This window comes from Ruegeria sp. AN6, assembly GCF_056540425.1.
In genome coordinates this window covers 78098-102096 of the sequence record NZ_JBQFWR010000001.1, presented here as the reverse complement: position 1 = coordinate 102096, position 23999 = coordinate 78098, and the positions used below count along the sequence as shown (strand labels likewise).

The window sequence follows — 23999 nt, the reverse complement described above, 5'->3', positions numbered from 1 at the left end:
ACATATTGCGTTACTTTCGCTCTGCTTATCTCTGGGAGACAAAAAACTATGGTCCATTTCTTTCAGCGTCAGTTCCACCGTGCACATGAAATCTGCGTCGTATTTCATGTCTGTTATGTTGTGTATGAATTCGCGCACAAAGCGCACGTGATTTAGCGCATTAATTGCCAGGGAAACCGCCAACCCCAATGTGAGCATTACGAAAGGACCTAAAGAAACTGCGCGAACTGTCCGCTTTTTTGAAGGAAATAAACGACAACCACTCCGCAAACTGCCTACTTGTGGGAGCGCTTTGTCTCAAGCGAATCGGCACTGTCAACTACCGCAACCGAATGGCTCTCAGGGCCGCTTTGAAAAAGATCAGGTGTGCGAACTAACATATTGCTATCAAATCACTCTTTAATAATCGTGGGGCACCTAGCGACATATTTTTGCTTTGTCTGGACGAATAGAATTTTCGTGATACCACCGCCTCAAGGTTCGCAAACAGCAATGAAGTCCCACAGCGAACACAAAAAACAAACCACTGAGGCAGTTCAACATGACTTATCAAGGCAAATTCGAAATAGCTCGTGGTGTCGATGAGATCGATATCGCATACATTCGCGAGGCCGCCCAGGCGATGCCTGAATTCGCTCCGCTTTACGTACCGTTGATCGAGGCGCCTAAATGGTTCGGTGTATCGAAAGACACACTTTATAGGGCGAGCAAAAACGGAGACATTAGAATCTACAAAGTAGGTAGTAGATCTGTAGTCAAAGTATCTGAAATCAAATCTTGGATCGAAAGACCCGAAAGCGCGGCTTAACGGATGTGGGGCCAATTGTGGGACTGAATAAAGCAGACAAGCAAAAATATATTATTTTCTTACACTTAGGGGTTGATTTTGGTGCGGTCGAGAAGACTCGAACTTCCACGGGTGTTACCCCACAGCGACCTCAACGCTGCGCGTCTACCAATTCCGCCACGACCGCACTGCCAATGACTTGGTAGAGGGGCGTATAGACGCTGTGCCACGCGATGTGAAGAGGCAAAAACACAGCCGATTGAATTCGCGCGCTTTAGCAATATCTAAACGCGACACAATGCAATCTGGAGCAGCCCATGCCCTCGCCCGATCCCCGCCCTACCGTGCAGATTGATGTCGTCTCGGATGTGGTCTGTCCGTGGTGTATCGTCGGCTTTCGTCAACTCGATGCCGCGCTGAAGCAAGAAAATGTGCTGGCCAGATTACGCTGGCATCCGTTTGAACTGAACCCCAACATGGGGCCTGAGGGGCAGAACCTGCGAGAGCATATTGCCGAAAAATATGGCTCGACACCCGAACAAAGCCAGCAGGCGCGCGAGCGGTTGACCGCGTTAGGGGCTGAACTTGGATTTACCTTCAATTTCACCGATGACAGTAGAATTGTGAACACCTTTGCCGCGCATCAACTGCTTGATTGGGCGGAAACGCAGGGACGTCAGCATCCGCTTAAACTGGCCTTGTTCGACGCCTATTTCACCATGCAGCAGGATGTCTCTGACGCCGACGTGTTATTGGGTGCGGTCGAAACGGCGGGGCTTGACCCGAATGCGGCACGCGCGGCACTTGAGTCGGGTGCACACGCCCAGCCGGTGCGTGAGAAACAACAATTCTGGACCAGCCGAGGCATTTCGGGCGTGCCTTCGATGGTATTTGGCGGGAAATATCTGCTGACTGGCGCGCAAGGCGCCGACACCTATGCGCAGGTGTTGCAGCGTTGTCTGGCCGAGGCCGCCTGACCCCTTCCCCCTGCCCCGCAGACGGTCTAAGGAACGAGCATGGAATGGAAAACCACCGATGGGCTGATCGACTACGACGAAGCCACTGCCTTTATGGAGGCGCGCGTTGCCGCGATTGCGGCAGGTGAAGCCGATGAATGCATCTGGCTGTTGGAACATCCACCGCTCTATACCGCTGGGACTTCCGCCAAGCGTGAAGATCTGACCGATCCGGATCGGTTTCCGGTCTATGAGAGCAAGCGCGGCGGTCAGTACACCTATCACGGCCCCGGTCAGCGCGTCGTTTACGTCATGCTGGACGTGGGTAAACGCGGCCGTGATGTTCGCCGCTTTGTTCAGCAGCTTGAGGCCTGGGTGATTGCAGCCCTGGCCGAATTCAACGTAACCGGTGAGATACGGGAAGGCCGCGTGGGCGTCTGGGTTCAGCGGCAGGACAAGCCGCTTTCGATAGCGGGACAGACCGCCGAGGATAAAATTGCAGCCATCGGAATACGTCTGAGGAAGTGGGTTAGTTTCCACGGAATATCAATCAATGTTGAACCAGATCTGTCTCATTTCGGTGGGATTGTACCTTGCGGCATACAGGAACACGGTGTGACATCTTTGGTCGACCTCGGGCTTCCCGTAACGATGGATGACGTCGACGTGGCACTAAAAAAGACCTTTGATGATGTGTTCGCCTCCGAAGGCGTTTGAAAACTAGGTGATTCCACGTACTCGGAACGATCCGGAAACATTACCCAAACAACAATGCTGAATTTCGATGCGTTCTGTTTCGAAAATCATAGTGGCTTGTCCTTCAAATCGCCCCAATTCGCCTCAAATTCAGGGATTCTTCACATCCACTCCTTACAAACGCGATTTGACCACGTAGTATGTAATGACCGTTCATGAGTGAGTGGTGTGTTAACCGGTGATCGCAGGGCTGCCCAGCGAAATCCGTGAAAGTGTTTGGTTACGAGTCTGCCGTTCCGACCCCATAATCGGAACGGCAATTCTCGTTTTAGGGCCTCGGTATTGTATAAATCCCTTGCCTTTGCGGCCTTTCGTGCAGCTTATCGACCCCACGTGCCAGCGGAACTTTCTTGGAATTCAACCCAATGCTGCGCGGATTTTGTCAGCGTGCTCGGCAATCAGATCAAAATCACCCATCTTGCCCGGTGGACGCATCGATACGCCTTCGTAACGGGGCAGGACATGGAAATGTAGATGAAACACCTCCTGCCCGCCCGCAGCTTCGTTGAACTGCTGAACAGTTACACCATCAGCGTCAAACGCGACCTTCACGGCCTGTGCTATTTTCTGAACCGTCTCTATCACTGCCGCAAGTTCTACGGACGACGCGTCCAGCATGTTGCGGCACGGTGATTTTGGGATGACCAACACATGCCCATCAGAGCGCGGCATGATGTCCATCAAGGCGACTGTTTCATCATCTTCATAAACTCGGTTCGACGGGATTTCCCCACGTAAGATCTTGGCAAAGACGTTTTCGGGATCATATTCAGTCATCACGGGCCTCCGGTATTGCGCTTCTTTGCTGTTCTGTGCCGCCCCCCGATGCGGGTCAAGCGGGATTCCCCCATCACCACTTGAATTCGTGGACTGGCCCCCCAAATCGCTATTGTCAGAGGTTGAAATGCCGGGCTGCATGGGCTGCCCGCGACAATTAATCTTGATCCAGATCAAACTCGGCCATTGAAGGTCGCCCCCTTGCAATCTAAAACCAGCAGGAATCCCGCGCGTTGGAGAGGTCCGACTGCGCGGTGTAGTTGCAACAGGAGGCACCTAATGGCAGACGCAGCCATTCATGGTCACGAGCATGAAGACCAGCGTGGGTTCTTTACCCGTTGGTTCATGTCGACCAACCACAAGGATATCGGGATTCTGTACCTGATCGTATCGGCGCTCGCCGGTTTGATTTCGGTTCTGATGACTGTCTACATGCGGCTCGAACTGATGCACCCCGGTGTTCAGTACATGTGCCTCGAAGGTTTCATGGCCGATCCATGTACCCCCAACGGACACCTGTGGAACGTCATGATCACCTATCACGGTGTCCTGATGATGTTCTTCGTGGTTATCCCGGCCCTCTTCGGCGGATTTGGCAACTATTTCATGCCGTTGCAGATCGGTGCGCCGGATATGGCGTTCCCGCGGATGAACAACCTGTCCTTCTGGCTGTACGTCGCCGGGACCTCGCTGGGCGTCGCCTCGCTGCTGAGCCCCGGTGGTAACGATCAGCTCGGTTCGGGCGTCGGCTGGGTTCTGTATCCACCGCTGTCCACGACCGAGGGCGGCATGTCCATGGACCTTGCGATCTTTGCTGTGCACGTATCGGGCGCCTCCTCGATCCTCGGCGCGATCAACATGATCACCACCTTCCTGAACATGCGTGCCCCGGGCATGACCCTGTTCAAGGTGCCGCTGTTCAGCTGGTCGATCTTTGTCACCGCGTGGCTGATTCTGCTGTCGCTGCCGGTTCTGGCGGGCGCGATCACCATGCTGCTGATGGACCGCAACTTCGGCTTCACCTTCTTTGATCCGGCCGGTGGCGGCGATCCGATCCTGTATCAGCACATCCTGTGGTTCTTTGGCCACCCCGAAGTGTATATCGTGATCCTGCCGGGCTTTGGCCTTATCAGCCACGTGATCGCGACCTTCGCACGCAAGCCGATCTTCGGTTACCTGCCGATGGTCTGGGCGATTATCGCGATCGGTGTTCTGGGCTTTGTCGTGTGGGCGCACCACATGTACACCGTTGGCATGTCGCTGCGTCAGCAAGCCTACTTCATGCTGGCCACGATGGTCATCGCGGTTCCGACCGGCGTCAAGGTCTTCTCGTGGATTGCGACCATGTGGGGCGGCTCGATCGAGTTCAAAACCCCGATGCTGTTCGCCTTCGGCTTTCTCTTCCTGTTCACCGTTGGTGGTGTAACCGGCGTTGTGCTGTCGCAGGCAGGTGTAGACCGTGCTTATCATGACACTTACTACGTCGTGGCGCATTTCCACTATGTGATGAGCTTGGGTGCAGTCTTCGCGATCTTCGCTGGCGTATACTTCTACTTCTCGAAGATGACAGGTCGTCAGTATTCCGAGTTCTGGGGCAAGGTTCATTTCTGGCTGTTCTTCATCGGCGCCAACCTGACCTTCTTCCCGCAGCACTTCTTGGGCCGTCAGGGCATGCCGCGCCGCTACATCGACTACCCAGAGGCGTTCGCGCAGTGGAACTTGGTTTCATCGATTGGTGCGTTCATTTCATTCGCCTCATTCCTGCTGTTCTTCGGCATCGTGATCTACGCCCTGCTGCGCGGCGCGAAAGAGACGCGGCCGAACCCGTGGAACGAATACGCGGATACGCTGGAATGGACCTTGCCAACGCCGCCGCCTGAACACACGTTCGAGCAGCTGCCGAAGCAGGAGGATTGGGATAAAGGCCACGCGCACTGATCCCGACCTGAATGACAAGAAAACCCCGCCCATTTAGGCGGGGTTTTTTGTTCCTGCCTGACCTGTGTAAGCGGGGCAGTCGCCAGAACAGCAAAAATAGAGTATTCTGGTCCGGGCAAAATACCCGGCCAACCGAAAGGGGTTTACGATGCCCGAGATCGACTTTTGGTTCTCAATAGGTAGCACCTACAGCTTTCTGACGATCAAACGCCTGGACGATTGGAGTGCCGAACACGATGCCACCGTGAACTGGCGGCCGTTCAATGTGCGGACCGTGATGTCAGAACAGCAGAACATCCCCTTCGCTGGCAAACCGATCAAATCCGCTTACATGTGGCGGGATATAGAGCGCCGGGCGGCCAAGTATCATATTCACGCCAACTTGCCAGCGCCCTACCCAATTTCGGACCTCGCATTGGCCAATCAGGTTGCCCTACTGGGAATGACCGAAGGCTGGGGAAAGACGTATACACAATTGCTCTATAGTCTCTGGTTTGAAGACGGCATAGAAGCCGGGTCCGAGACAGCCATCACCGAAGCCCTGCATCGTTGTCAGCAGGACCCCCGCCTAGCCCTCGCACGTGCGCGCAGTCCGGACATTGTGCAATCTCTCGAAAACGAGACCAACACTGCCATCCAACTGGGTGTGTTTGGCGCACCCAGCTTTGTCGTGCGCGGCGAGGTGTTTTGGGGTGATGACCGGCTGGACGACGCGTTGTCGTGGGTGCGTGTTGGACACGTTGTGTGACAGATTGCACTTCGCCTCAGGCAGTTGCTGCGCTAGGTTTCAACCATGCCTTATCGATGGACCAAGAATTCAGATACAGAGCAGGAGTTGCGCCTCTGGCCGCATAACTCCTTACCGCCGCGTGGCGCGATGGGGGTTGTTCTCGCGGTCTTTCTGTTCGGTCTGATTCCGCTGTTTGCGGTGCTGGGATCTGTTCTGCTGTGGGGCTTGCTGCCCTTCTTGTTGCTGACCGTACTAGGTCTCTGGCTGGCATTTGAGATGAACTATCGCGCACGCAGCGTGTTCGAGGTTCTCACGTTGGATAAAACGCAGGCGCGCCTCGTGCACCGCAATCCACGCAAAGACGATCTGGAATGGTCCTGCAATCGATATTGGGCGCGCCCCGAAATGCACGCGAGCGGTGGTCCGGTGCCCCACTACGTGACACTGGTCGGAGACGGCCGGGAGGTCGAAATTGGTGCATTCCTCACTGAAGAGGAACGGATCGCGCTGTTCGATGACTTAACCCGGAAACTGCGCGATTCTGCTTGATTAACCGCCGTTTGATGCGGCGCAAAGGTGATCTTTAACCATTGGCCCGACCTTGCCGAAATCCATCTGACCGGTATAGCGCGTTTTCAATTCGCCCATCACCTTGCCCATATCGCGGATTGACCCCGCGCCGGTGGCCGTGATGGCCGTCTGAATAGCTTTGCTGACCTCGTCATCATCCAGCTGCTTGGGCAGGAATTCCTCGATCACTTCGACTTCGCGCAACTCACGCTCGGCCAAATCCAGGCGCCCGCCCTCTTCATAGGCGCGCGCGCTTTCCTTGCGCTGCTTGGTCATTTTTCCAAGGATCTCAAGCACCTCGGCATCGCCACAGCCTTTGGCCTCTTCATTTACGGATGCGCGCGAAGCAATGTCACGATCCTTGATCGCGGCATTGATCAGGCGCAGCGTCGATAGGCGCTCGGCTTCTTTGTCTTTCATTGCTTGCTTCAGGGCGGCATTCACCCGTGATCGCATATCCATATGGTCTGTCCATCCCCATGGCAAAGGAACCTCGACCATATCGAAACAAAAAGGCGGGCACAACAGGGGCGATACTTTCCTAAGTTATTGATTTTAAACAATAGCCTAAAATTTGAACAGGCTTGACCCGACGCGCTAACCCCCTTAGGTATGCGTCCGTTTACCTTGCAGGAGAGTCGCGCCATGGCCCAGAACGCCCCGTCCAAGCCCACCGCATGTCTGGCATTGGCCGATGGAACGCTGTTCTACGGTATTGGCTTTGGCGCCACCGGCCAGACGGTGGCCGAGCTGTGCTTCAACACCGCCATGACCGGCTATCAGGAAATCATGACAGACCCCTCCTACGCGGGCCAGATCGTGACATTTACCTTCCCGCATATCGGTAATGTTGGCGTGAACCCGGAGGATGACGAAACTGGCGATCCAGTTGCCGCGGGTATGGTGGTCAAATGGGACCCGACCGAGCCTTCAAACTGGCGCTCTGCCGAAGAGCTAAAAGCATGGCTGGCCCGTCGCGGCCGTATTGCGATTGGGGGCGTCGACACCCGCCGCCTGACCCGCGCTATCCGTCAGCAAGGTGCACCGCATGTAGCGCTGGCGCATGGCCCCGAAGGTAACTTCGACATCGAAGCTTTGATCGCGGCTGCGCGCGGGTTTGCCGGACTTGAGGGCATGGATCTGGCTAAGGACGTTACCTGCGCACAAAGCTATCGTTGGGATGAGATGCGTTGGGCCTGGCCTGACGGCTACCAGCGACAGGAAGCTCCGTCACATAAGGTGGTCGCTATCGACTATGGTGCCAAGCGAAACATCCTACGCTGCCTGGCATCGGCAGGCTGTGACGTGACCGTATTGCCTGCGACCGCGACAGCAGCGGATGTTCTTGCCCATAAGCCCGACGGTGTCTTTCTGTCCAACGGCCCGGGCGACCCGGCGGCCACTGGTGAATACGCCGTGCCGATGATCAAAGAAGTGTTGGAAACCACTAACCTGCCGGTCTTTGGCATCTGCCTTGGCCATCAGATGCTCGCGCTGGCTTTGGGCGGGCAGACCGTCAAGATGAACCACGGCCACCACGGCGCGAACCATCCCGTCAAGGATATGGAAACCGGCAAGGTCGAAATCACCTCGATGAACCACGGCTTTGCCGTAGATGCTCAATCCCTGCCCGATGGCGTGATCGAGACGCATCGTTCACTGTTTGACGGCTCAAACTGCGGCATCCGCATGACGGGTCGTCCAGTCTATTCGGTGCAACATCACCCCGAAGCCTCACCCGGACCACAAGACAGTTTCTACCTGTTCGAACGCTTCGCTGCTGCAATGGCCGATCAAAAAACACAGGCCTAAGAGCGATTTAGTCGAGTTAACTCGGCGTTAACCCTGTTTGAGCAACCCTGCCGTCCGTGAACCGCGGCAGGGTATTCTTATGGTTGAACTGAATCTGAAACGCCAGATACCGGCGGAACCGGTTCCCGGCCCCCATTCACGCAAACCTCTTGGGGCCTGCCTGCGGGATCAAGGGGTGATATCAGAGGCTCAGCTCCAACAGGCGTTGCATTTACAAACCCGCCAGAATGCCCCGTTGGGGGAAATCCTTGTTGGTGAAGATTGGGCCAGTCGGGCCGAAGTTCTCTCTGCCTTGTCCGAACAAACAGGCTTGCAAATTGCCGATCTGGAACAAACTCCGCCTCCCGAAGAGCTTTGCGCGCTGAAACCATTGGAGTTTTGGCTAACGCACAACGTTCTGCCTTGGATGCGAGTTGGACCAATCCTGCTGATTGCAACGGCGCGGCCTGACCGGTTCGATACGGTTTCAACTGCGTTAAGTGATACAGGCTATACGATCGTCCCGGTTCTAGCCGGGGCCGAACAGATTGATACCGCAATTGCGCGCCGTTTTGCCGCCGATCTGACGGAGGCGGCTGAAACGCGCGTCGATTTGCAACAAAGCTGTCGCAACTGGTCGGCAACGGCTCGGGCCAGACCTATCACGTTGGTCGTTCTGCTAATCACTTTATGCAGTTTATTCCCAATGCTGGGTCTCACCGCTCTACTTTGGACAACGCTTGCGACTTTGGCGTTGTTCTTCCTCCTTCGTGTCTCGGGGCTGATTGCCCATTTGACACTTCGAAACCCTCGTCTTGTCACAGCAGATCCGATCCGCCTGCCCTGTGTGTCGATACTGGTGCCGCTTTTTAAAGAAAAAGAAATCGCAGAAATCCTGATCGCCCGTCTGCGACGGTTGACTTACCCAAAGGCGCTGCTCGACGTCATATTGGTGCTTGAAGAGCATGATAATGTCACCAAAGCTGCACTGCATGGCATCGAGCTTCCCAGCTGGGTACGGGTACTTGAGGTGCCGAACCGGGGTAAACTAACGACCAAGCCTCGTGCGATGAACTATGCGTTGGATTTCTGCCGCGGGGATATATTGGGTGTCTGGGATGCCGAAGACGCCCCGATGCCAGATCAGATCGAATCCGTTGTCCGGCATTTTGCGGCCGCGCCCGAAGATGTTGTCTGCCTGCAAGGCGTTCTGGACTATTATAACCCGCGCACCAACTGGCGGTCACGGTGCTTTACCATCGAATACAGCGGTTGGTTTCGGGTGATTCTCAGCGGCATCGCCCGATTGGGCCTTGTGGTTCCGCTGGGTGGCACCACATTCTTTTTTCGTCGAGACAAGCTGGTCGAGCTGGGCGGATGGGATGCCCATAATGTTACTGAAGACGCAGATTTGGGCGTTCGTCTCTGTCGGGCTGGCTACAAGACTGAAATCGTCAGCACCGCCACCTTTGAAGAGGCTAATTTTCGGGCCTGGCCCTGGGTCAAACAGCGCTCGCGTTGGCTGAAGGGATTCATGGTTACATATCTGGTCCATATGCGCGCGCCGTTAAGGTTGCTGCGCGATCTGGGACCGCTCCGTTTTCTGGGCTTTCAGGCCTTTTTTCTTGGAACGCTCGGGCAGTTTCTACTTGCCCCGGTGTTATGGGTATTCTGGCTGACCTTTCTCGATCTGCCGCACCCCTATCAGCACATCACAACACCTGATTTTCTGCGAAACTGCATTTACTTATTGCTCGCTGCAGAGGCTGCAAATCTTTTGGTTGGCATGCTGGGCGTCATCGCGGGCAACAGGCTCTTTCTGTTACCCTGGGTTCCGATGATGGTCCTTTATTTTCCTCTGGGTGTTGTGGCGGCCTATAAGGGCTTGTGGGAATTAGCGGTACGGCCATTCTTCTGGGACAAAACCCAGCACGGTCATGCGGTCGAGGAAAGCGAGGCTGCTATTTCTCGCGCCGGATTGCATCCTGTTTCAGCCGGGTCATGAACGCGACCGAGATATGGTCCTGCAGGGCTTGTTGGGCCCCTGCCTCATCGCGGGCAGCAATCGCGTCGACGATGTTTTTGTGCTCATTCTGCGCGATTTCACCGCGCCCCTCAGCCGCAAGGGATGTAGTCGCCATCAACGCCATGGTCCTGTGCACCAGATCAAGCTGTTGCACCAGATAGCGATTGTGCGAGGCCAGATGGATCTGCTCGTGAAACCTGCGGTTGGCACGCGATAGCGCAGACGGGTCATTCACCAGCGCATCATCGGCATCTACCATATCTTGAAGGATCCGGATTTCTTCTTCGGTTGCATGCTTGGCCGCCAGCCTTGCGGCGAGCCCCTCCAATTCACGTCGCACGACATATAGTTCTGCCATCTGGTTGTGGTCCAGCGACGCCACGATCAGAGACCGCCCGTCCCGTTCCAGCAGCGATTGCGTCTCTAACCGCTGCAACGCTTCGCGGATCGGTGTACGCGAAACGCCAAAACGCTCGGCCAGCTCGCTTTCCACCAACCGGTCGCCCGGCTTGTAGACGCCCACATCGATTGCTTCGAGTATCAGGCTATAGGCATCCGTATTGGACTGTTTGGATTGGGGCATCGGTTATTATGTCTCCTGGTTCGGACATGTCTAGCCGCCTCGCGCCCTGGCAATCAAGTGCGGCATTGAAAACCATCGTTCATCGCCCTAAACCCAAACCATGGTCAAACCTGCCTTTACTCACGTCACCCAATGGGTGTTCGACCTCGACAACACACTTTACCCACCGCATATGCGCCTGTTCGATCAGATTGAGGTGCTGATGACGGATTACGTGGTGCAAGCGATCGGCGTCGACCGACCCGAGGCCGATCGGCTCCGTTCGCACTACTGGCGTGAATACGGCACCACGCTTGCCGGCCTGATGGCCGAACACGATCTGGACCCCGATCCCTATCTGCATGCAGTGCATCAAGTGGATATGAGCCATATGGAGCCCGACGCAGCATTGGCCGATCACATCCGCGCGCTGCCGGGCCGACGCATCGTCTATACCAATGGGTCAGCACCTTACGCACAGCGTGTTTTGGCTGCACGTGGGCTGGATGGGCTATTCGATGCGATCTACGGAATTGAGCATGCAGGCTATCGCCCTAAACCGCAAAAGGCTGCATTCCAAGCAATCTTTGCTCAGGACGGAATCGAAGCCACACAAGCAGCCATGTTCGAGGATGATCCACGCAACCTGGCTGCGCCGCATGAGATGGGAATGCGTACTGTTCACGTCGCACCTGATCCACACGATGCAGATCACATTCACCATCACACGGACGATCTGACCGGATTTCTGGGCCGCCTGCGATAGGCTGTCACACTGCGACGATCTGTGCGTTTCGCAGTCGCAGCATCAGCCCCATATGCAGCTCAGCGACGAACAGAATCGGAGATCCCAATGACCGCGCTCGATATCCCGGCGCGCCCGCCTTTGTGGCAGCGCCTATTGTTTGCAATCCCGCTTTTTGGCTGGATGGCCCGGGATGTGGCCAATGCCGAAGCCGAAGACCTGTACTACTCGGCCTTAGCACTTGTCAGTATGTGGGGGTGTTCCATTCTTCTGTTCGGCCTGCCTGGCCTTTACATCCCTGCACTGATGATGGTGCCGACGATGTTCCTTATCCTGATTTTGATCTCTCGCGGATAAGGCACGAGACAGGATGTCACTTGGCACCCGCCTCGCAACAGCACTAGTGTCTGCGGCAACGGAGACATATTCATGACCGACAGCTGTGATATCCTGATTTCTGGCGGCGGAATCGCCGGATTGACCGCCGCCGCCGCCTTTGGTGCTGCCGGGTTTGACGTGATTTGCGTCGACCCTTCACCGCCGATCACAGAACGCGACGTGGATGGCTCGGATCTGCGCACCACCGCCTTTTTGCAGCCCGCCCATGGGTTGCTGGAGCAGTGCGGACTCTGGTCGCGTTTGGATGCACATGCTGCCCCTCTGCAGATCATGCGCATTGTGGACGCGGGCGGCGACGTGCCCGAACCCCGCGTGGTGCGCGATTTCAACGCCGCCGATATCTCGGATCAACCGTTCGGCTGGAACCTGCCCAACTGGCTGCTGCGGCGTGAGATGGTGGCACGGCTGTCAGAATTGCCAAACGTCGATTTCCGGCCCGGCACCGGCACGGTCAGCCTGTTCACCCGCACCAATGAAGCACGCGTCGGTCTGAGCGATGGCAGCCGCATCCGCTGCAAGCTTGTCATCGCCGCAGACGGACGAAACTCGCCGATGCGGGAAGCCGCCGGAATTAGCGTTCATACCACCCGCTACGGCCAGAAAGCTCTGGCCTTCGCCGTTACTCACCCAATCCCGCACGACAATGTTTCGACCGAAATCCATCGTTCCGGTGGACCTTTCACCTTGGTCCCCCTGCCCGATTGGCAGGGTCAGCCGTCGTCTGCGATTGTCTGGATGGAGCGCGGTCCACGCGCCATCGAATTGCTGAACCTCGACGAGGAGACATTCGAGGCTGCGATGACTGAACGCTCCTGCGGGCTGTTCGGACCGCTGAAACTCGCTTCGCGCCGGACAATCTGGCCAATCATCAGCCAGTCGGCGGAACGTTTGGCTGGTGAACGCATTGCCCTGATGGCCGAAGCCGCACACGTGGTCCCCCCTATCGGCGCGCAGGGGCTGAACATGTCGCTCGGCGATCTTCGTAGTTTGATGGAACTAGCGCTGGCCCGGCCCGAAGGCTTGGGTGACGCGCAAATGCTGGATGCCTATCATAAGGCCCGCCATACTGAGATCGGACTGCGCGTCAAAGGTATCGATCTGCTGAACCGCGCCTCGATGATCGAGGCGCGACCGCTGCGTGATGCAAGGGCGATGGGGCTAAATGCGCTCTATTCCCTACCAACGGTGCGGAAGACGCTGATGCAAATGGGCCTCGGCGTCCGCTGATCCGTCAGGCGGGCTTCTGCCCGCCTTGCCGGTTACAATACCTGATCCAAAACCCGTGTCAGGCGCGAAATCGTGCCGTTGACATCATAGAGCTTGTCCAAGCCAAACAGCCCCAGACGGAATGTGCTGAACCCAGCCGGTTCATCACATTGAAGCGGCACACCTGCCGCGATCTGCATGCCCAAAGCCGCGAACTTCTTGCCGTTTTGAATCTCGGAGTCGGTAGTGTAACTAACAACCACTCCGGGCGCGCCGAAACCTTCGGCTGCCACCGACATCACGCCTTTATCCTTCAGATAAGCCCGCACGCCATCCCCCAGAGCCCACTGCGCCGCACGCAACTTTTCGAATCCATACTCACGTGTTTCAAGCATGGTATCGCGAAAGGCACGCAGAGAATCCGTGGGCATCGTGGCGTGATAGGCATGGCCGCCATTTTCATAGGCCTGCATGATCTGTCGCCATTTCTTCAGATCAATCGCAAAACTGTCAGATGTGGTTTCGGTCAACCGTGCTTCGGCCCGCTCGGACAGCATTACAAGACCGGCACAGGGCGTCGCACTCCACCCCTTTTGCGGGGCCGAAATCAGCACATCCACACCGGTTGCCTTCATATCGACCCAAGCACAGCCTGAGGCGATGCAATCCAGTACCATAAGCGCACCCGCCTCATGCGCGGCGGTTGCCATTGCGGTTACATAGTCATCAGGCAAAATCACCCCAGCAGAGGTTTCGACATGCGGGGCAAAAACGACATCCGGGCGTTTCTCATGGATTGTCGCGACAACTTCTTCTATCGGAGCAGGTGCAAAGGGCGAAGGGCTGGCATTCCCGGTTTCTCGGGCTTTCAAAACCGTCGTCGAACCGGTCAACTCACCTGATTCTATGATCTGGCTCCAGCGATAGGAAAACCAGCCGTTGCGGACCACGAGAACATTTGCCCCGCGTGCAAATTGTCGCGCAACCGCCTCCATCCCGTACGTCCCGCCTCCAGGAACAATGGCGACACCTTCAGCATTGTATACCTCGCACAACATATCAGAGATATCGCACATAACCTGTTGAAAGTTTGCGGACATATGGTTGAGCGAGCGATCAGTAAATACGACCGAGAACTCTTCAAGGCCATTGGGATCAACGGTTCCAAGTAATGCAGGCATCATGCGTCCTTTCCTATCGCCACTTGTTTCTGCCTTTTCCTTGCCTCGGGGTAAAGCTTCAAAGCGCCGAGATTGGTTGACCTTAAGTAACCCGCAACCTTAAGTTTTACTTTGAGATTTAACATGCAACAATTAGCAGAAATGACGCCAACTAGTGTCACCATCTCTTTACACCCTGACGTGTTTCTGACCAGATACACTCACTTTGAACAAGAATGGAATTTTTAGCTCGTGACTGCGCAAAAGCGGATCAATTTTCAGGTCGTCCGGGACGAAGTTAAACGGCGGATTGAATCACGTATTTGGCCACAGGGCTCACTTCTGCCCACCGAAACCCAACTTGCGGAAGAGTTCAATTGCGCCCGCGCTACAGTTAACCGCGCGTTACGGGAACTTGCAGAACAGGGCTTTGTCGAGCGTAAGCGCAAAAGCGGGACGCGGGTTAAAAAAGAGCCGCGCAAACAAGCCAAACTTGAGATTTCACTGGCACGTCAGGCAGTTGAGAATCAGAACTCAGCCTATCGCTACGCACTGGTGGAACGAAAGGTGGTCTACAGCCCCGGCTGGCTGACCTCTCAATTGAATGTCGAACCGGATGCGCGTGTCTTGCATGTGATCTGTATGCACTATGCTGACAATCGTCCCTTCCAACTTGAAGAGCGCTGGATCAATATTGAAGCCGTTCCCGAGGTTGAACACGCCGATCTGAACAAAAGCGGCCCTCATGAATGGTTGCTGAACGCAGCACCTTTTACCGAAGCTGAGATCGCCTTTTGCGCCATCTCTGCCGATGGGCGCTTAGCTGATTTCATGGGCACCACGACTGGGACATCGATGATCCAGCTCGAGCGGACCACATGGAAAAACGGCCGCCCCATGACTTTTGCCCGCATGACCCATCATCCCGGATTTCGAATCCGCTCAAAGTACTAACCAATCGGTCCTGGAAGGCGCTCTTCGCTTAGCAATACGTTGGCCTCGACTTCCCCGGCCCCGGGCAGAGTCATAACGCGTCTCCGCAAGACTCTTTCGAAATCAGCCAGGTCCCGCGCCACAACCCGCAAGCGATAATCGTAGAGCCCTAGCACATGCTCGACCGTCTGCACCTCTGGGATGGCACTGACGGCGCGTTCAAAATCCTCAAGGCTAACCTGACCTTTTCGCGCTAGTTTCACACCCAAAAACACCGTCACCCCGAACCCGAGCGCTTCGGCGTTCAGCCGCAACCGTCGTCCTTTGATCACACCCGCGTCTTCCAGCCGCTTAATTCGGCGCCAGGTTGCGGGCTGAGACAACCCGAATTTGCGCCCCAATGCGCCTGCGCTTTGGGTGGCATCCTGCCTCAAAGCACGCAAAATCCTTCGATCGATTTCGTCCAATTCGATCATATCGGCAATGCCTCATCCTGTTTGACTCGGGCAATGTGCATCAAGGCCTCAATATCTGCGATATGCGGCAGTGTTAGGATTCGATCCCGATAGACCTTTTGGTAGTGTCTCATGTCCTGCGCCAGCACTGAAAGGCGCACATCGACCCGCCCCAGAAAGGTCTGAAGTTCGATCACCTCGGCCACTTCACGGGCAGCCTCGGTAAATTCATCAAAGGCCCGTGCCTGCGTCTTGTCCAAGGTCACGCGCAGCGACACTTCTACCGCATATCCCAGAGCGGTCCAATCGATTACCGCCTCCTGCCCTTCGATGATACCCGCCGCCTGCATCTTTTCGATCCGTCGCCCGCAAACTCCCTGCGTGCTGCGGCAACGTTCGGCCAGTTCCGCACCAGACAAGCTCGGCTCGGCCTGCAGATGGCGTAATATTCGGCGATCCAGATCATCTAACATGAATTTCACAAGAATAGCATTTTTCAAGAATAGACAAGGCATTTATTCTTGATTTTCCAAGGATAGAGCCATCGCTATCCTTGGAAATACAAAGTAAGAACCACCGCAATCGAAACAGAAAGGACCGGCAAAATGCGCGTCTATTACGATCGCGATTGCGACATCAACCTGATCAAAGACAAGAAAGTGGCCATTCTGGGCTACGGCTCGCAAGGTCACGCCCACGCTCTGAACCTACGTGACTCGGGCGCCAAGAACCTTGTCGTAGCGCTGCGCGAAGGTTCGCCTTCAGCGAAGAAAGCCGAAGCGGAAGGTTTGGAAGTGATGGGCATCGCTGAAGCCGCCGCTTGGTGCGACGTCATCATGTTCACCATGCCCGACGAACTGCAGGCCGAGACGTACAAGAAATACGTGCATGACAACATCAAGCCGGGTGCTGCCATCGCATTTGCCCACGGCCTGAACGTGCATTTCGGCTTGATCGAGCCGAAAGAAGGCGTCGACGTGATCATGATGGCCCCCAAAGGCCCCGGCCACACTGTGCGCGGCGAATACACCAAAGGCGGCGGCGTGCCCTGCCTTGTTGCTGTAGACAACGACGCGACCGGCAAAGCGCTGGAAATCGGCCTGTCCTATTGCTCAGCCATCGGTGGCGGGCGTTCGGGCATCATAGAAACCAACTTCCGCGAAGAATGCGAAACCGACCTGTTCGGTGAACAAGCCGTTCTGTGCGGTGGTCTGGTAGAGCTGATCCGCTGCGGTTTTGAAACGCTGGTCGAAGCTGGCTACGCGCCCGAGATGGCCTATTTCGAGTGTCTGCACGAGGTGAAGCTGATCGTTGACCTGATCTATGAAGGCGGCATCGCCAACATGGATTACTCGATCTCGAACACGGCCGAATACGGCCAGTACGTAACCGGCCCGCGTATCCTGAAATACGACGAGACCAAAGCACGAATGAAAGAGGTTCTGAACGACATCCAGCAGGGCAAATTCGTTCGTGACTTCATGCTGGAAAACGCCGTTGGTCAGCCGACCATCAAAGCGGCCCGCCGCGCCAATGACGAGCACATGATCGAAGAAACCGGTGCCAAACTGCGTGGTATGATGCCTTGGATCTCGGCCGGTAAAATGGTCGACAAAGAAAAGAACTAGGCCTGACGTCTGTTAGTGAAAGGGCGGCCCATGTGGCCGCCCTTTTCATTTGCCCACCGCATCGGCAAAACAGGTCGCAAATACATAATCCCAGCCACTGTTATAGCCATCTCGCTTGGTTTGCGCCTCAGCGGCCCAGACCTCCCAACCAGAATGGGTCAACGTAACTTTGGTTTGTCCCTGCCCATGTTCCTCGAACTTCACCTCGACGCGGGTCTGTTTGTCTGGATCAGTGCCCGGATGCCAGCTCATGGCAAAGTGGCGACCAACCTCATAATCCAGAACCTCACCCCATTTGGCCCGTGCGCCATCATGCATCACTTCATAGACTGCGCCGCCAACTTCAGTTTCAATCACGACACCCAAAGCCACCTTGCCCGCCCCTGCTGATACCGCGTGCCGGTTCAGTGGCCACCATGATGCTGTGCGCTTGACGAATATGTCGAAAGCCTGTTGTGGCGCTGCATTTACAACTACAGTTTTGATGATTGGATCCGTCATATGTCCTGCCCCCCTTCATTTACCTCAATTGCGAAGCTTTCCAGAACATCAGACCAGTAGCGCTCTAACCACGCCCGCATTTCATTCAGCCCGCCAGGCCGCGCCGCATAAATCCGTCGGGTGCCTTCAGCGCGGCATTCGACCAAACCGGCGTCGGAAAGCACTTTCAGATGCTGGGATACCGCAGGGCGACTAACGGGCAATTCACCTGCCAGTTCACCTACTGCACGGGGCTTGTCAGCTACCGCTTCGAACACCTGCCGACGGGTCGGATCACCTAGTGCATAGAACGTATATTGGTAAGTCATGACTAACGGTAAGCTTATACTTACATAAAGTCAAGATCGCATCGTGACACCGACCTGATCGCAGGATAAGGGGATGGAATGGTTCAACAACCCGACCACCGCGACTGGAGCGGCATCGCAGCACTCGGCCTCATCTGGGGGGCCACTTTCATGGTCGTGGCCATAGCTCTTGAAGGCTATGGCCCTATTACTGTGGCCACCGCGCGCACAACTCTGGGCGCGGTCACACTGCTGCTGTTGATGCGGATCACACGGCGCAAAATGCCCGCGATGAGTGCTCAACTTTGGTGGTTCGTCACTGTTATCGGAGTGCTTTCTACTGCCCTGCCCTTTGTGTTGCTGAGTTGGGGCCAGCAATATGTGCCATCGGCCTTTGCGGGCCTGTCGATGGCCGCAGTTCCACTCATGGTGCTGCCATTGGCACATTTCTTTTCGGATGAGCCTATGAACCAGCGCCGCTTGGTTGGGGTATTGCTGGGATTTTCCGGTGCGCTTGTTCTGATCGCCCCCGGCCTAGCACAGCTGGGCCAAGGGGCCGAGCCACTGGCACAGCTTGCCTGTATCGGCGCCGCATTCTGCTATGCCAGTTCATCCGTTATCACCCGCCGCTGTCCGCCAATTGACCCGATAACGTTGTCTGCACTGACACTGGTCGTTGGCGCAGTGATCTTGTTACCGATCATGCTGATGACTGAAGGAACACCCACATGGCAAGGCACGCGCTCAGGACTTGCCATCATAATTCTGGGGCTGATACCAACAGCCTTCGCCACACTGCTTCGCGTGTCGATCATCCGTAGCGCCGGATCGGTTTTTATGACCTTGGTGAATTATCAGGTGCCCATCTGGTCAATGGTCTTCGGAGCGTGGATCCTGTCCGAGGCTTTGCCTCTGCGCTTCTACATCGCTCTACTCATGATTCTGACTGGTTTGGCAATCAGCCAATGGTTCAGCCTGCGCAAAATGCTGATCGGGCGTTAGCCAGTGGCGGCCTCGACCTCGGCCACAATCCCATCAACAACCTGGTTCAGCAGGGTGGAATCTTCGCATTCAGCCATAACCCGGATCAAAGGTTCGGTTCCCGATTTGCGGATCAACAGGCGTCCCTGACCATTCAGGCGTGCTTCGGCGTCGGAAATAGCACTTTGGACGCTGGCGGCCTCAAGCGGCGCCTGACCGGCACTAAAACGCACATTTTTCAGCAGTTGCGGCACCGTCTCAAACTGGCGCGACAGTTCCGAGGCCTTCTTTCCGGTTTGTACCATCTCGGCCAGAAAATGGAGCCCTGCCATAAGCCCGTCGCCGGTTGTGGCATAATCGCTCATAACAATATGGCCCGATTGTTCACCGCCCAGATTGAAGCCACCTTCGCGCATCCGTTCGACTACATACCGGTCACCAACGGCAGTGCGTTCCAACCGCAGCCCTTGGCCCGCCAGAAACCGTTCCAGCCCGAGGTTTGACATCACCGTTGCCACCAGCGCACCGCCTTTGAGCTGATCAGCGCGAGACCACGAGGAAGCCAAAAGGGCCATCAGTTGATCCCCATCTGCTACGGTGCCGGTTTCGTCGATCACAACCACCCGGTCGGCATCACCATCTAGACAGATGCCGACATCGGCGCCATGCGATACTACGGTCTCGGCCGCAACGCGGGGCTGTGTCGAGCCGCAATCGAGGTTGATATTCTTGCCGTCAGGTGCAGTCCCAACCGGGATCACATCCGCACCCAGCTCCCACAGAACCTCGGGCGCTGTCCGATGCGCCGCCCCATTTGCGCAGTCGATCACGACCTTCAGCCCGTCCAGCCGCAGATCGCGCGGCAACGAGGATTTCACCCGCTCTCCGTAACGAAAGCGCGCATCATCGACCCGACGCGCACGGCCGATATTCTGTGCCTGCGCGGGGCTTACGCCTTCTTCGATCAGCCGTTCGATCTCAATCTCTGCCTGATCAGACAATTTGAAGCCATCTGGCCCAAAAAACTTGATACCATTGTCGATCGCCGGATTGTGGCTGGCCGAAATCATCACACCCAGATCCGCACGCATCGACCGGGTCATCAGACCCACTGCGGGCGTCGGCACCGGCCCCAGCAACAGCACATTCATGCCCGTAGAGGTCAGGCCCGCCGTCAACGCGTTTTCCAGCATATAGCCAGACAGCCTTGTGTCCTTACCAATGACCACCCGATGCACGCCTGACGCGTCCCGGCGAAAATACCGACCCACAGCTGCACCAATGCGCAATGCCATTTCCGCCGTCATCGGGTGCGTGTTGGCGGTGCCCCGCACTCCGTCGGTTCCAAACAGCTTGCGCATAAGTCGTTCTCCTGAAATTCCTTATGTCCGGATTACCGGACGGCGGCCCATAGACGCAAGGCCTGAGCCGTCTCGGCCACGTCATGTACCCGCACAATCTGCACACCCTGTGATAATCCCGCCAGAGCAACCGCGATTGATCCCGGCGCGCGGGCATCCTTGCGCGACTCTTTGCCGGTCTCGCCAATGAACCCTTTGCGCGAAACGCCTAACAGGATTGGGCAGCCCAAACCGTGGAACAGGCTGAGATTACGCAAAAGGGTTAGGTTGTGGTCTGTGCTTTTGCCAAACCCGATGCCGGGATCGACGATAATCAGATCGCGGTTCAGGCCCTGCCGTTCCAATTCAGTGATTTGCCCATCTAGGAAATCGTAAACGTCCAATAAAACGTCGTCATATTGTGGGTCATCCTGCATCGTGGCCGGATCACCCTGCATATGCATTACGCAGACCGGAGCCTCGATCTGTGCGCAAAATGGCGCAAGTTGCGGGTCGAAAGTGAACCCCGACACGTCATTGATCAGCCCTGCGCCTGCCTGATACGCGGCTCTGGCAACGCTGGCTTTACGAGTATCGATCGAGATCAACGCATCGGTTTCGGAGCGGATCGCCTCGATCAGGGGGCGCGTACGCGCAATTTCTTCGTCCTCCGGCACGAAATCAGCTCCGGGGCGTGTGGACTCGCCGCCGATGTCCAGAATGCTTGCACCATGCGCCACCATCTCGACTGCAGCGGTGCGCGCTGTGTCAACCGAGTTATGCACCCCTCCATCCGAGAAGCTATCGGGCGTTGCGTTCAGAATGCCCATGATCTGAGGCTGCGCCATATCAAGCCCGGCGACTGTTGTACGCGCGTGCGTCAACGAATCCAGATATTCCGGAGGAATATCAACGACATTCACGATCTTCCTGACGTTGTTCCGCTCGATCTTTTCGGCCTGCGTAAACCACAGATTCTGACCGGCCAGAGGTACTGAACCCTGAGGACGCAAGGAGCCGTGCTGAACCAATGGTCGATAATAGACAGTCACAGTTGCGCCTGTTCGACCGGAACTGCACGCAACGGCGTTTTAGGGGCCTCGGGCAGGTCTCCGCCGATCACCAGCATTTCGCTGGCTTCAAATGTTGCCGCGAACCACGCAGCCAGCGCCACTGCATCCGACGGTGCCGCAGACGGGCCATCTACCGCATCCAACACTACTTTCGACGGTGCCCAAACGCATATCTGACCGTTTTTCATCGCCCAATCCAACTCGGTCCGTGTCGAGACGACTACGCAACGGAAATCCCTTGCGGCCAACACCCAGGCGTTCTGCTCGATCGCCAGCAGATCAATCCTGCGTTGCGTCATGGCATGGCCGGTCTGCGGCACCGCCAGATCAGAGGCACCAACACACAAGATCAGCGGGCGCTGACGGTTCTCGAGCTGATCGATCCAGCCAGTCAGGTTTTCGGATTCAATCGCGGCATTTGACAGGAAAACAAGCCGCGGATGAGGCCGCTCTTCTTCGGTCACGTCGTGATGCACCGCATCCTTTCCGCGGACGATCTCGACCCCCAGCGCACCGGGGCCGCGATCCAATTTTTCAATTCGAACAAAGGCTCTTACGGCCTGAGGCTCATGCAAAATTCGCTCAGCCACGCGGTCAGCCAGTGTTTCTAGAAGATTCAACCGCTCAGCCGCCAATTCGAACGCGATCGCTTCGGTTACTCTGTCATAAGACAGAATGCGATCCACATCATCATCAATAGGATCGCTCAACGGACGCACTTCAACGACGATGTTGAAACAGATACGTTGGGTTGTGCCGCGTTCAGCCTGAAAGGCACCGATCTCAACTTCGACAATGTGATCCCGCAAAGAAATACGATCCAAAGGACCGCGAGGTGCGGTTGCCTCGGACCGCTCAGAGGGATGCGCGAAGGCAAGGCGGATTTCAGAGCTCATACGTCGGACCTTTTCGGGCTCGGTGGACTGATCACAGCCCACTTTAGGCGTTTCGCGGGCGTATAGCACCGTAACATGCGCCTTTCCAGCTATCGATTGCGGCGTTACATGACCCGAAACCAGCTCATCATTCCCGATGCCGCATGGCCTAGCATGTGACAATGCAACAGCCAGTTACCTGGATTGTCGGCGACAAGCGCCACCTGCCGCACCTGCCCACGCTCGACCAGAACAGTGTCACGCCACGGCCCCAGCGTACCATCCTGCAAGATTATGCGAAAATGGTGGCCATGCAGATGCATGGCATGTGGAAATGCCGTTTCATTTGCAAATTCAATCCGATGAACCGATCCCAATCGCACATCCAGAAACGGATCATCCGGCCGCTCTGCATATCCGTTCAATGCCCAGAATCGCCCAAGCTGTGCCAACTCACGACCTGAAAGCTCCGCATCGCCCAAGTTGGCGCTTTCCAACCAGCGCATTGCCCCACCTTGCATCGTCATACGATGCAGCGGAGTGTTCTGCAGTGTAATTTCGGGCATCTGATTTACCGGTAGCGGATCAATTTCAGTCCGCGCAACACGTGATGAAACTCCTGACACATCAAACTTGAGCAATCCGTATGCGCCGTCCCGCTCCACGCTGACAATGCTCGCCGCCTGGCCCGAGTTCGCCAAAACATCAACGATCAGGTCAGCCCGCTGCGCGGGTGCCAATGGGAAACTGTTTTCAACCCGCAATGGAACCTCAAGCGGCATACCGTCAAGCGCCACGATCCAGCCGGCGAGCCCGTCGAGCGTGACGTCGAATACCCGGGCATTCGCCGCATTGATCAGCCGTAAGCGTAATCGTTCAGACGTCTGTACCGGATAAGAAGGGTCAAACTTTCCATTCACCGTTACAAGGTTGCCCAGCCGACCCGCATGGCTCAGATCATGACCATTGTCGAAATCGCCTGAAATCTCTGCGCTTTCGGGGTCAAGGCGCCAATCGTCCAGCATCAGGGTCAGGTCTTGATCAACATCGGGTCCGCTGGCCTCTTCGACGATCAAGGGGCCATAAAGCCCTCGCGCGACCTGCTCCATAGATTGATTATGCGCATGGTACCAATAGGTCCCCGCATCCGGCACCACGAAATCATAGTCAAAACTAGCCTTCGGCTGCACAACCTCCTGCGTCAGACCCGGCACTCCATCCATCGCATTGTCAATCCGGATGCCATGCCAGTGAACAGTCGTTGGTTGGGGCAGCTTGTTAACAAGTTTGCGACGCACCCGGGCGCCCTGTGGAACACGGATTTCGTTACCCGGAACACCACCGCTATAACTCCAGATCGGAGTTTTCGGATACCCTTGGGGCGCGATCTGCTGCATGGAAGTCTGCGCCACCAACTCGGAGGCTGATGCCATCGCCACGCGTGGCATCATCGACAAGGCCAAGGTCGATTGTAGAAACTGTCGGCGTGATATGGTCATTACGAGCCTCCTGGCTCGCAACAT

General features: G+C 56.2%; 26 protein-coding genes and 1 tRNA gene. 14 read left to right on the top strand and 13 right to left on the bottom strand.

Features of this window, described 5'->3' with window-relative positions:
• Positions 1-541 precede the first annotated feature (541 nt).
• Positions 542-808 (top strand): helix-turn-helix transcriptional regulator, encoded by a 267-nt coding sequence (locus ACR0MQ_RS00540; RefSeq protein WP_480603742.1) that lies wholly within the window; start codon positions 542-544, stop codon positions 806-808.
• Between the two features lie 79 nt (positions 809-887).
• Here the strand turns inward: ACR0MQ_RS00540 and ACR0MQ_RS00535 are convergent.
• Positions 888-974, bottom strand: a tRNA-Leu gene (locus ACR0MQ_RS00535).
• Positions 975-1104: 130 nt separating this feature from the next.
• Here ACR0MQ_RS00535 and ACR0MQ_RS00530 point away from each other — a divergent pair.
• Both ACR0MQ_RS00530 and lipB read left to right on the top strand, forming a co-directional pair.
• On the top strand, positions 1105-1764 hold the full coding sequence (locus ACR0MQ_RS00530; protein WP_480603739.1) for a DsbA family oxidoreductase: 660 nt from the start codon (positions 1105-1107) through the stop codon (positions 1762-1764).
• A 39-nt stretch (positions 1765-1803) separates the two neighbouring features.
• Positions 1804-2460, top strand: a complete 657-nt coding sequence (gene lipB / locus ACR0MQ_RS00525) for a lipoyl(octanoyl) transferase LipB (protein WP_170539071.1) — start codon at positions 1804-1806, stop codon at positions 2458-2460.
• 396 nt (positions 2461-2856) lie between these two features.
• On the opposite strand, the gene ACR0MQ_RS00520 is transcribed toward lipB, so the two are convergent.
• Positions 2857-3276: an HIT family protein gene (locus ACR0MQ_RS00520; RefSeq protein ID WP_480603735.1), complete on the bottom strand. Its 420-nt coding sequence runs from the start codon at positions 3274-3276 to the stop codon at positions 2857-2859.
• Positions 3277-3555: 279 nt separating this feature from the next.
• Between ACR0MQ_RS00520 and ctaD the strand changes: the two genes are divergently transcribed.
• The 3 genes from ctaD (at position 3556) to ACR0MQ_RS00505 (ending at position 6493) form a co-directional block, all read left to right on the top strand.
• Entirely contained in the window at positions 3556-5214 is a 1659-nt protein-coding gene (gene ctaD / locus ACR0MQ_RS00515) for a cytochrome c oxidase subunit I (RefSeq protein ID WP_260025559.1), read from the top strand.
• 148 nt (positions 5215-5362) lie between these two features.
• Complete coding sequence (locus ACR0MQ_RS00510; RefSeq protein WP_170770414.1) at positions 5363-5962, top strand: 2-hydroxychromene-2-carboxylate isomerase; 600 nt, start codon at positions 5363-5365, stop codon at positions 5960-5962.
• 45 nt (positions 5963-6007) lie between these two features.
• Positions 6008-6493: a DUF2244 domain-containing protein gene (locus ACR0MQ_RS00505; protein WP_170770412.1), complete on the top strand. Its 486-nt coding sequence runs from the start codon at positions 6008-6010 to the stop codon at positions 6491-6493.
• On the opposite strand, the gene ACR0MQ_RS00500 is transcribed toward ACR0MQ_RS00505, so the two are convergent.
• Complete coding sequence (locus ACR0MQ_RS00500; RefSeq protein ID WP_170539063.1) at positions 6494-6976, bottom strand: GatB/YqeY domain-containing protein; 483 nt, start codon at positions 6974-6976, stop codon at positions 6494-6496. It lies immediately after the preceding gene.
• Between the two features lie 183 nt (positions 6977-7159).
• Here ACR0MQ_RS00500 and carA point away from each other — a divergent pair, with 183 nt between their 5' ends.
• Together carA and ACR0MQ_RS00490 are read left to right on the top strand one after the other, a co-directional pair.
• Entirely contained in the window at positions 7160-8326 is a 1167-nt protein-coding gene (gene carA, locus ACR0MQ_RS00495; protein WP_480603730.1) for a glutamine-hydrolyzing carbamoyl-phosphate synthase small subunit, read from the top strand.
• A gap of 79 nt (positions 8327-8405) precedes the next feature.
• Positions 8406-10310, top strand: coding sequence for a glycosyltransferase family 2 protein (locus ACR0MQ_RS00490; protein WP_170770401.1), 1905 nt, complete (start codon positions 8406-8408; stop codon positions 10308-10310).
• Here the strand turns inward: ACR0MQ_RS00490 and ACR0MQ_RS00485 are convergent.
• Positions 10267-10914, bottom strand: coding sequence for a GntR family transcriptional regulator (locus tag ACR0MQ_RS00485; protein WP_170770399.1), 648 nt, complete (start codon positions 10912-10914; stop codon positions 10267-10269). The genes ACR0MQ_RS00490 and ACR0MQ_RS00485 overlap by 44 nt on opposite strands.
• 100 nt (positions 10915-11014) lie before the next feature.
• Here ACR0MQ_RS00485 and ACR0MQ_RS00480 point away from each other — a divergent pair, with 100 nt between their 5' ends.
• The 3 genes from ACR0MQ_RS00480 (at position 11015) to ACR0MQ_RS00470 (ending at position 13264) form a co-directional block, all read left to right on the top strand.
• The gene (locus tag ACR0MQ_RS00480; protein WP_170469326.1) at positions 11015-11659 is read left to right on the top strand and encodes a pyrimidine 5'-nucleotidase; all 645 of its coding nucleotides are present in this window, start codon (positions 11015-11017) and stop codon (positions 11657-11659) included.
• 87 nt (positions 11660-11746) lie between these two features.
• Positions 11747-11995, top strand: a complete 249-nt coding sequence (locus tag ACR0MQ_RS00475; RefSeq protein WP_170770397.1) for a hypothetical protein — start codon at positions 11747-11749, stop codon at positions 11993-11995.
• A 72-nt stretch (positions 11996-12067) separates the two neighbouring features.
• The gene (locus ACR0MQ_RS00470) at positions 12068-13264 is read left to right on the top strand and encodes a UbiH/UbiF family hydroxylase (protein WP_480603726.1); all 1197 of its coding nucleotides are present in this window, start codon (positions 12068-12070) and stop codon (positions 13262-13264) included.
• Between the two features lie 32 nt (positions 13265-13296).
• Here the strand turns inward: ACR0MQ_RS00470 and ACR0MQ_RS00465 are convergent, their stop codons facing one another.
• Positions 13297-14424, bottom strand: a complete 1128-nt coding sequence (locus tag ACR0MQ_RS00465; RefSeq protein ID WP_170770951.1) for an aminotransferase class V-fold PLP-dependent enzyme — start codon at positions 14422-14424, stop codon at positions 13297-13299.
• 231 nt (positions 14425-14655) lie between these two features.
• Between ACR0MQ_RS00465 and ACR0MQ_RS00460 the strand changes: the two genes are divergently transcribed.
• Positions 14656-15357, top strand: coding sequence for a GntR family transcriptional regulator (locus tag ACR0MQ_RS00460; RefSeq protein WP_170469317.1), 702 nt, complete (start codon positions 14656-14658; stop codon positions 15355-15357).
• Here ACR0MQ_RS00460 and ACR0MQ_RS00455 read toward each other — a convergent pair.
• Complete coding sequence (locus ACR0MQ_RS00455) at positions 15354-15812, bottom strand: Lrp/AsnC family transcriptional regulator (RefSeq protein ID WP_010439313.1); 459 nt, start codon at positions 15810-15812, stop codon at positions 15354-15356. The genes ACR0MQ_RS00460 and ACR0MQ_RS00455 overlap by 4 nt on opposite strands.
• The gene (locus ACR0MQ_RS00450) at positions 15809-16264 is read right to left on the bottom strand and encodes an Lrp/AsnC family transcriptional regulator (RefSeq protein WP_170770393.1); all 456 of its coding nucleotides are present in this window, start codon (positions 16262-16264) and stop codon (positions 15809-15811) included. Before ACR0MQ_RS00450 ends, ACR0MQ_RS00455 begins: the two co-directional genes overlap by 4 nt.
• A 132-nt stretch (positions 16265-16396) precedes the next feature.
• On the opposite strand from ACR0MQ_RS00450, the gene ilvC reads away from it, so the two are divergent.
• Entirely contained in the window at positions 16397-17419 is a 1023-nt protein-coding gene (gene ilvC, locus ACR0MQ_RS00445; RefSeq protein ID WP_170469311.1) for a ketol-acid reductoisomerase, read from the top strand.
• A 45-nt stretch (positions 17420-17464) separates the two neighbouring features.
• Here ilvC and ACR0MQ_RS00440 read toward each other — a convergent pair whose 3' ends face one another.
• Together ACR0MQ_RS00440 and ACR0MQ_RS00435 are read right to left on the bottom strand one after the other, a co-directional pair.
• The gene (locus ACR0MQ_RS00440; protein ID WP_170770391.1) at positions 17465-17920 is read right to left on the bottom strand and encodes an SRPBCC domain-containing protein; all 456 of its coding nucleotides are present in this window, start codon (positions 17918-17920) and stop codon (positions 17465-17467) included.
• Entirely contained in the window at positions 17917-18228 is a 312-nt protein-coding gene (locus ACR0MQ_RS00435; RefSeq protein WP_170770389.1) for a metalloregulator ArsR/SmtB family transcription factor, read from the bottom strand. Before ACR0MQ_RS00435 ends, ACR0MQ_RS00440 begins: the two co-directional genes overlap by 4 nt.
• Positions 18229-18306: 78 nt before the next feature.
• Between ACR0MQ_RS00435 and ACR0MQ_RS00430 the strand changes: the two genes are divergently transcribed.
• Positions 18307-19209, top strand: a complete 903-nt coding sequence (locus ACR0MQ_RS00430; protein WP_170770387.1) for a DMT family transporter — start codon at positions 18307-18309, stop codon at positions 19207-19209.
• Here the strand turns inward: ACR0MQ_RS00430 and glmM are convergent.
• The 4 genes from glmM to ACR0MQ_RS00410 all read right to left on the bottom strand — a co-directional run bounded on the left by glmM (position 19206) and on the right by ACR0MQ_RS00410 (position 23975).
• Positions 19206-20549, bottom strand: coding sequence for a phosphoglucosamine mutase (gene glmM, locus ACR0MQ_RS00425; protein WP_480454638.1), 1344 nt, complete (start codon positions 20547-20549; stop codon positions 19206-19208). The genes ACR0MQ_RS00430 and glmM overlap by 4 nt on opposite strands.
• Positions 20550-20581: 32 nt before the next feature.
• Positions 20582-21580, bottom strand: a complete 999-nt coding sequence (folP, locus tag ACR0MQ_RS00420; RefSeq protein ID WP_480603720.1) for a dihydropteroate synthase — start codon at positions 21578-21580, stop codon at positions 20582-20584.
• Positions 21577-22497, bottom strand: a complete 921-nt coding sequence (locus ACR0MQ_RS00415) for a dihydroneopterin aldolase (protein ID WP_010439296.1) — start codon at positions 22495-22497, stop codon at positions 21577-21579. Before ACR0MQ_RS00415 ends, folP begins: the two co-directional genes overlap by 4 nt.
• A 104-nt stretch (positions 22498-22601) precedes the next feature.
• Positions 22602-23975, bottom strand: a complete 1374-nt coding sequence (locus tag ACR0MQ_RS00410; RefSeq protein WP_480603717.1) for a multicopper oxidase family protein — start codon at positions 23973-23975, stop codon at positions 22602-22604.
• Between the last annotated feature and the right edge of the window lie 24 nt (positions 23976-23999).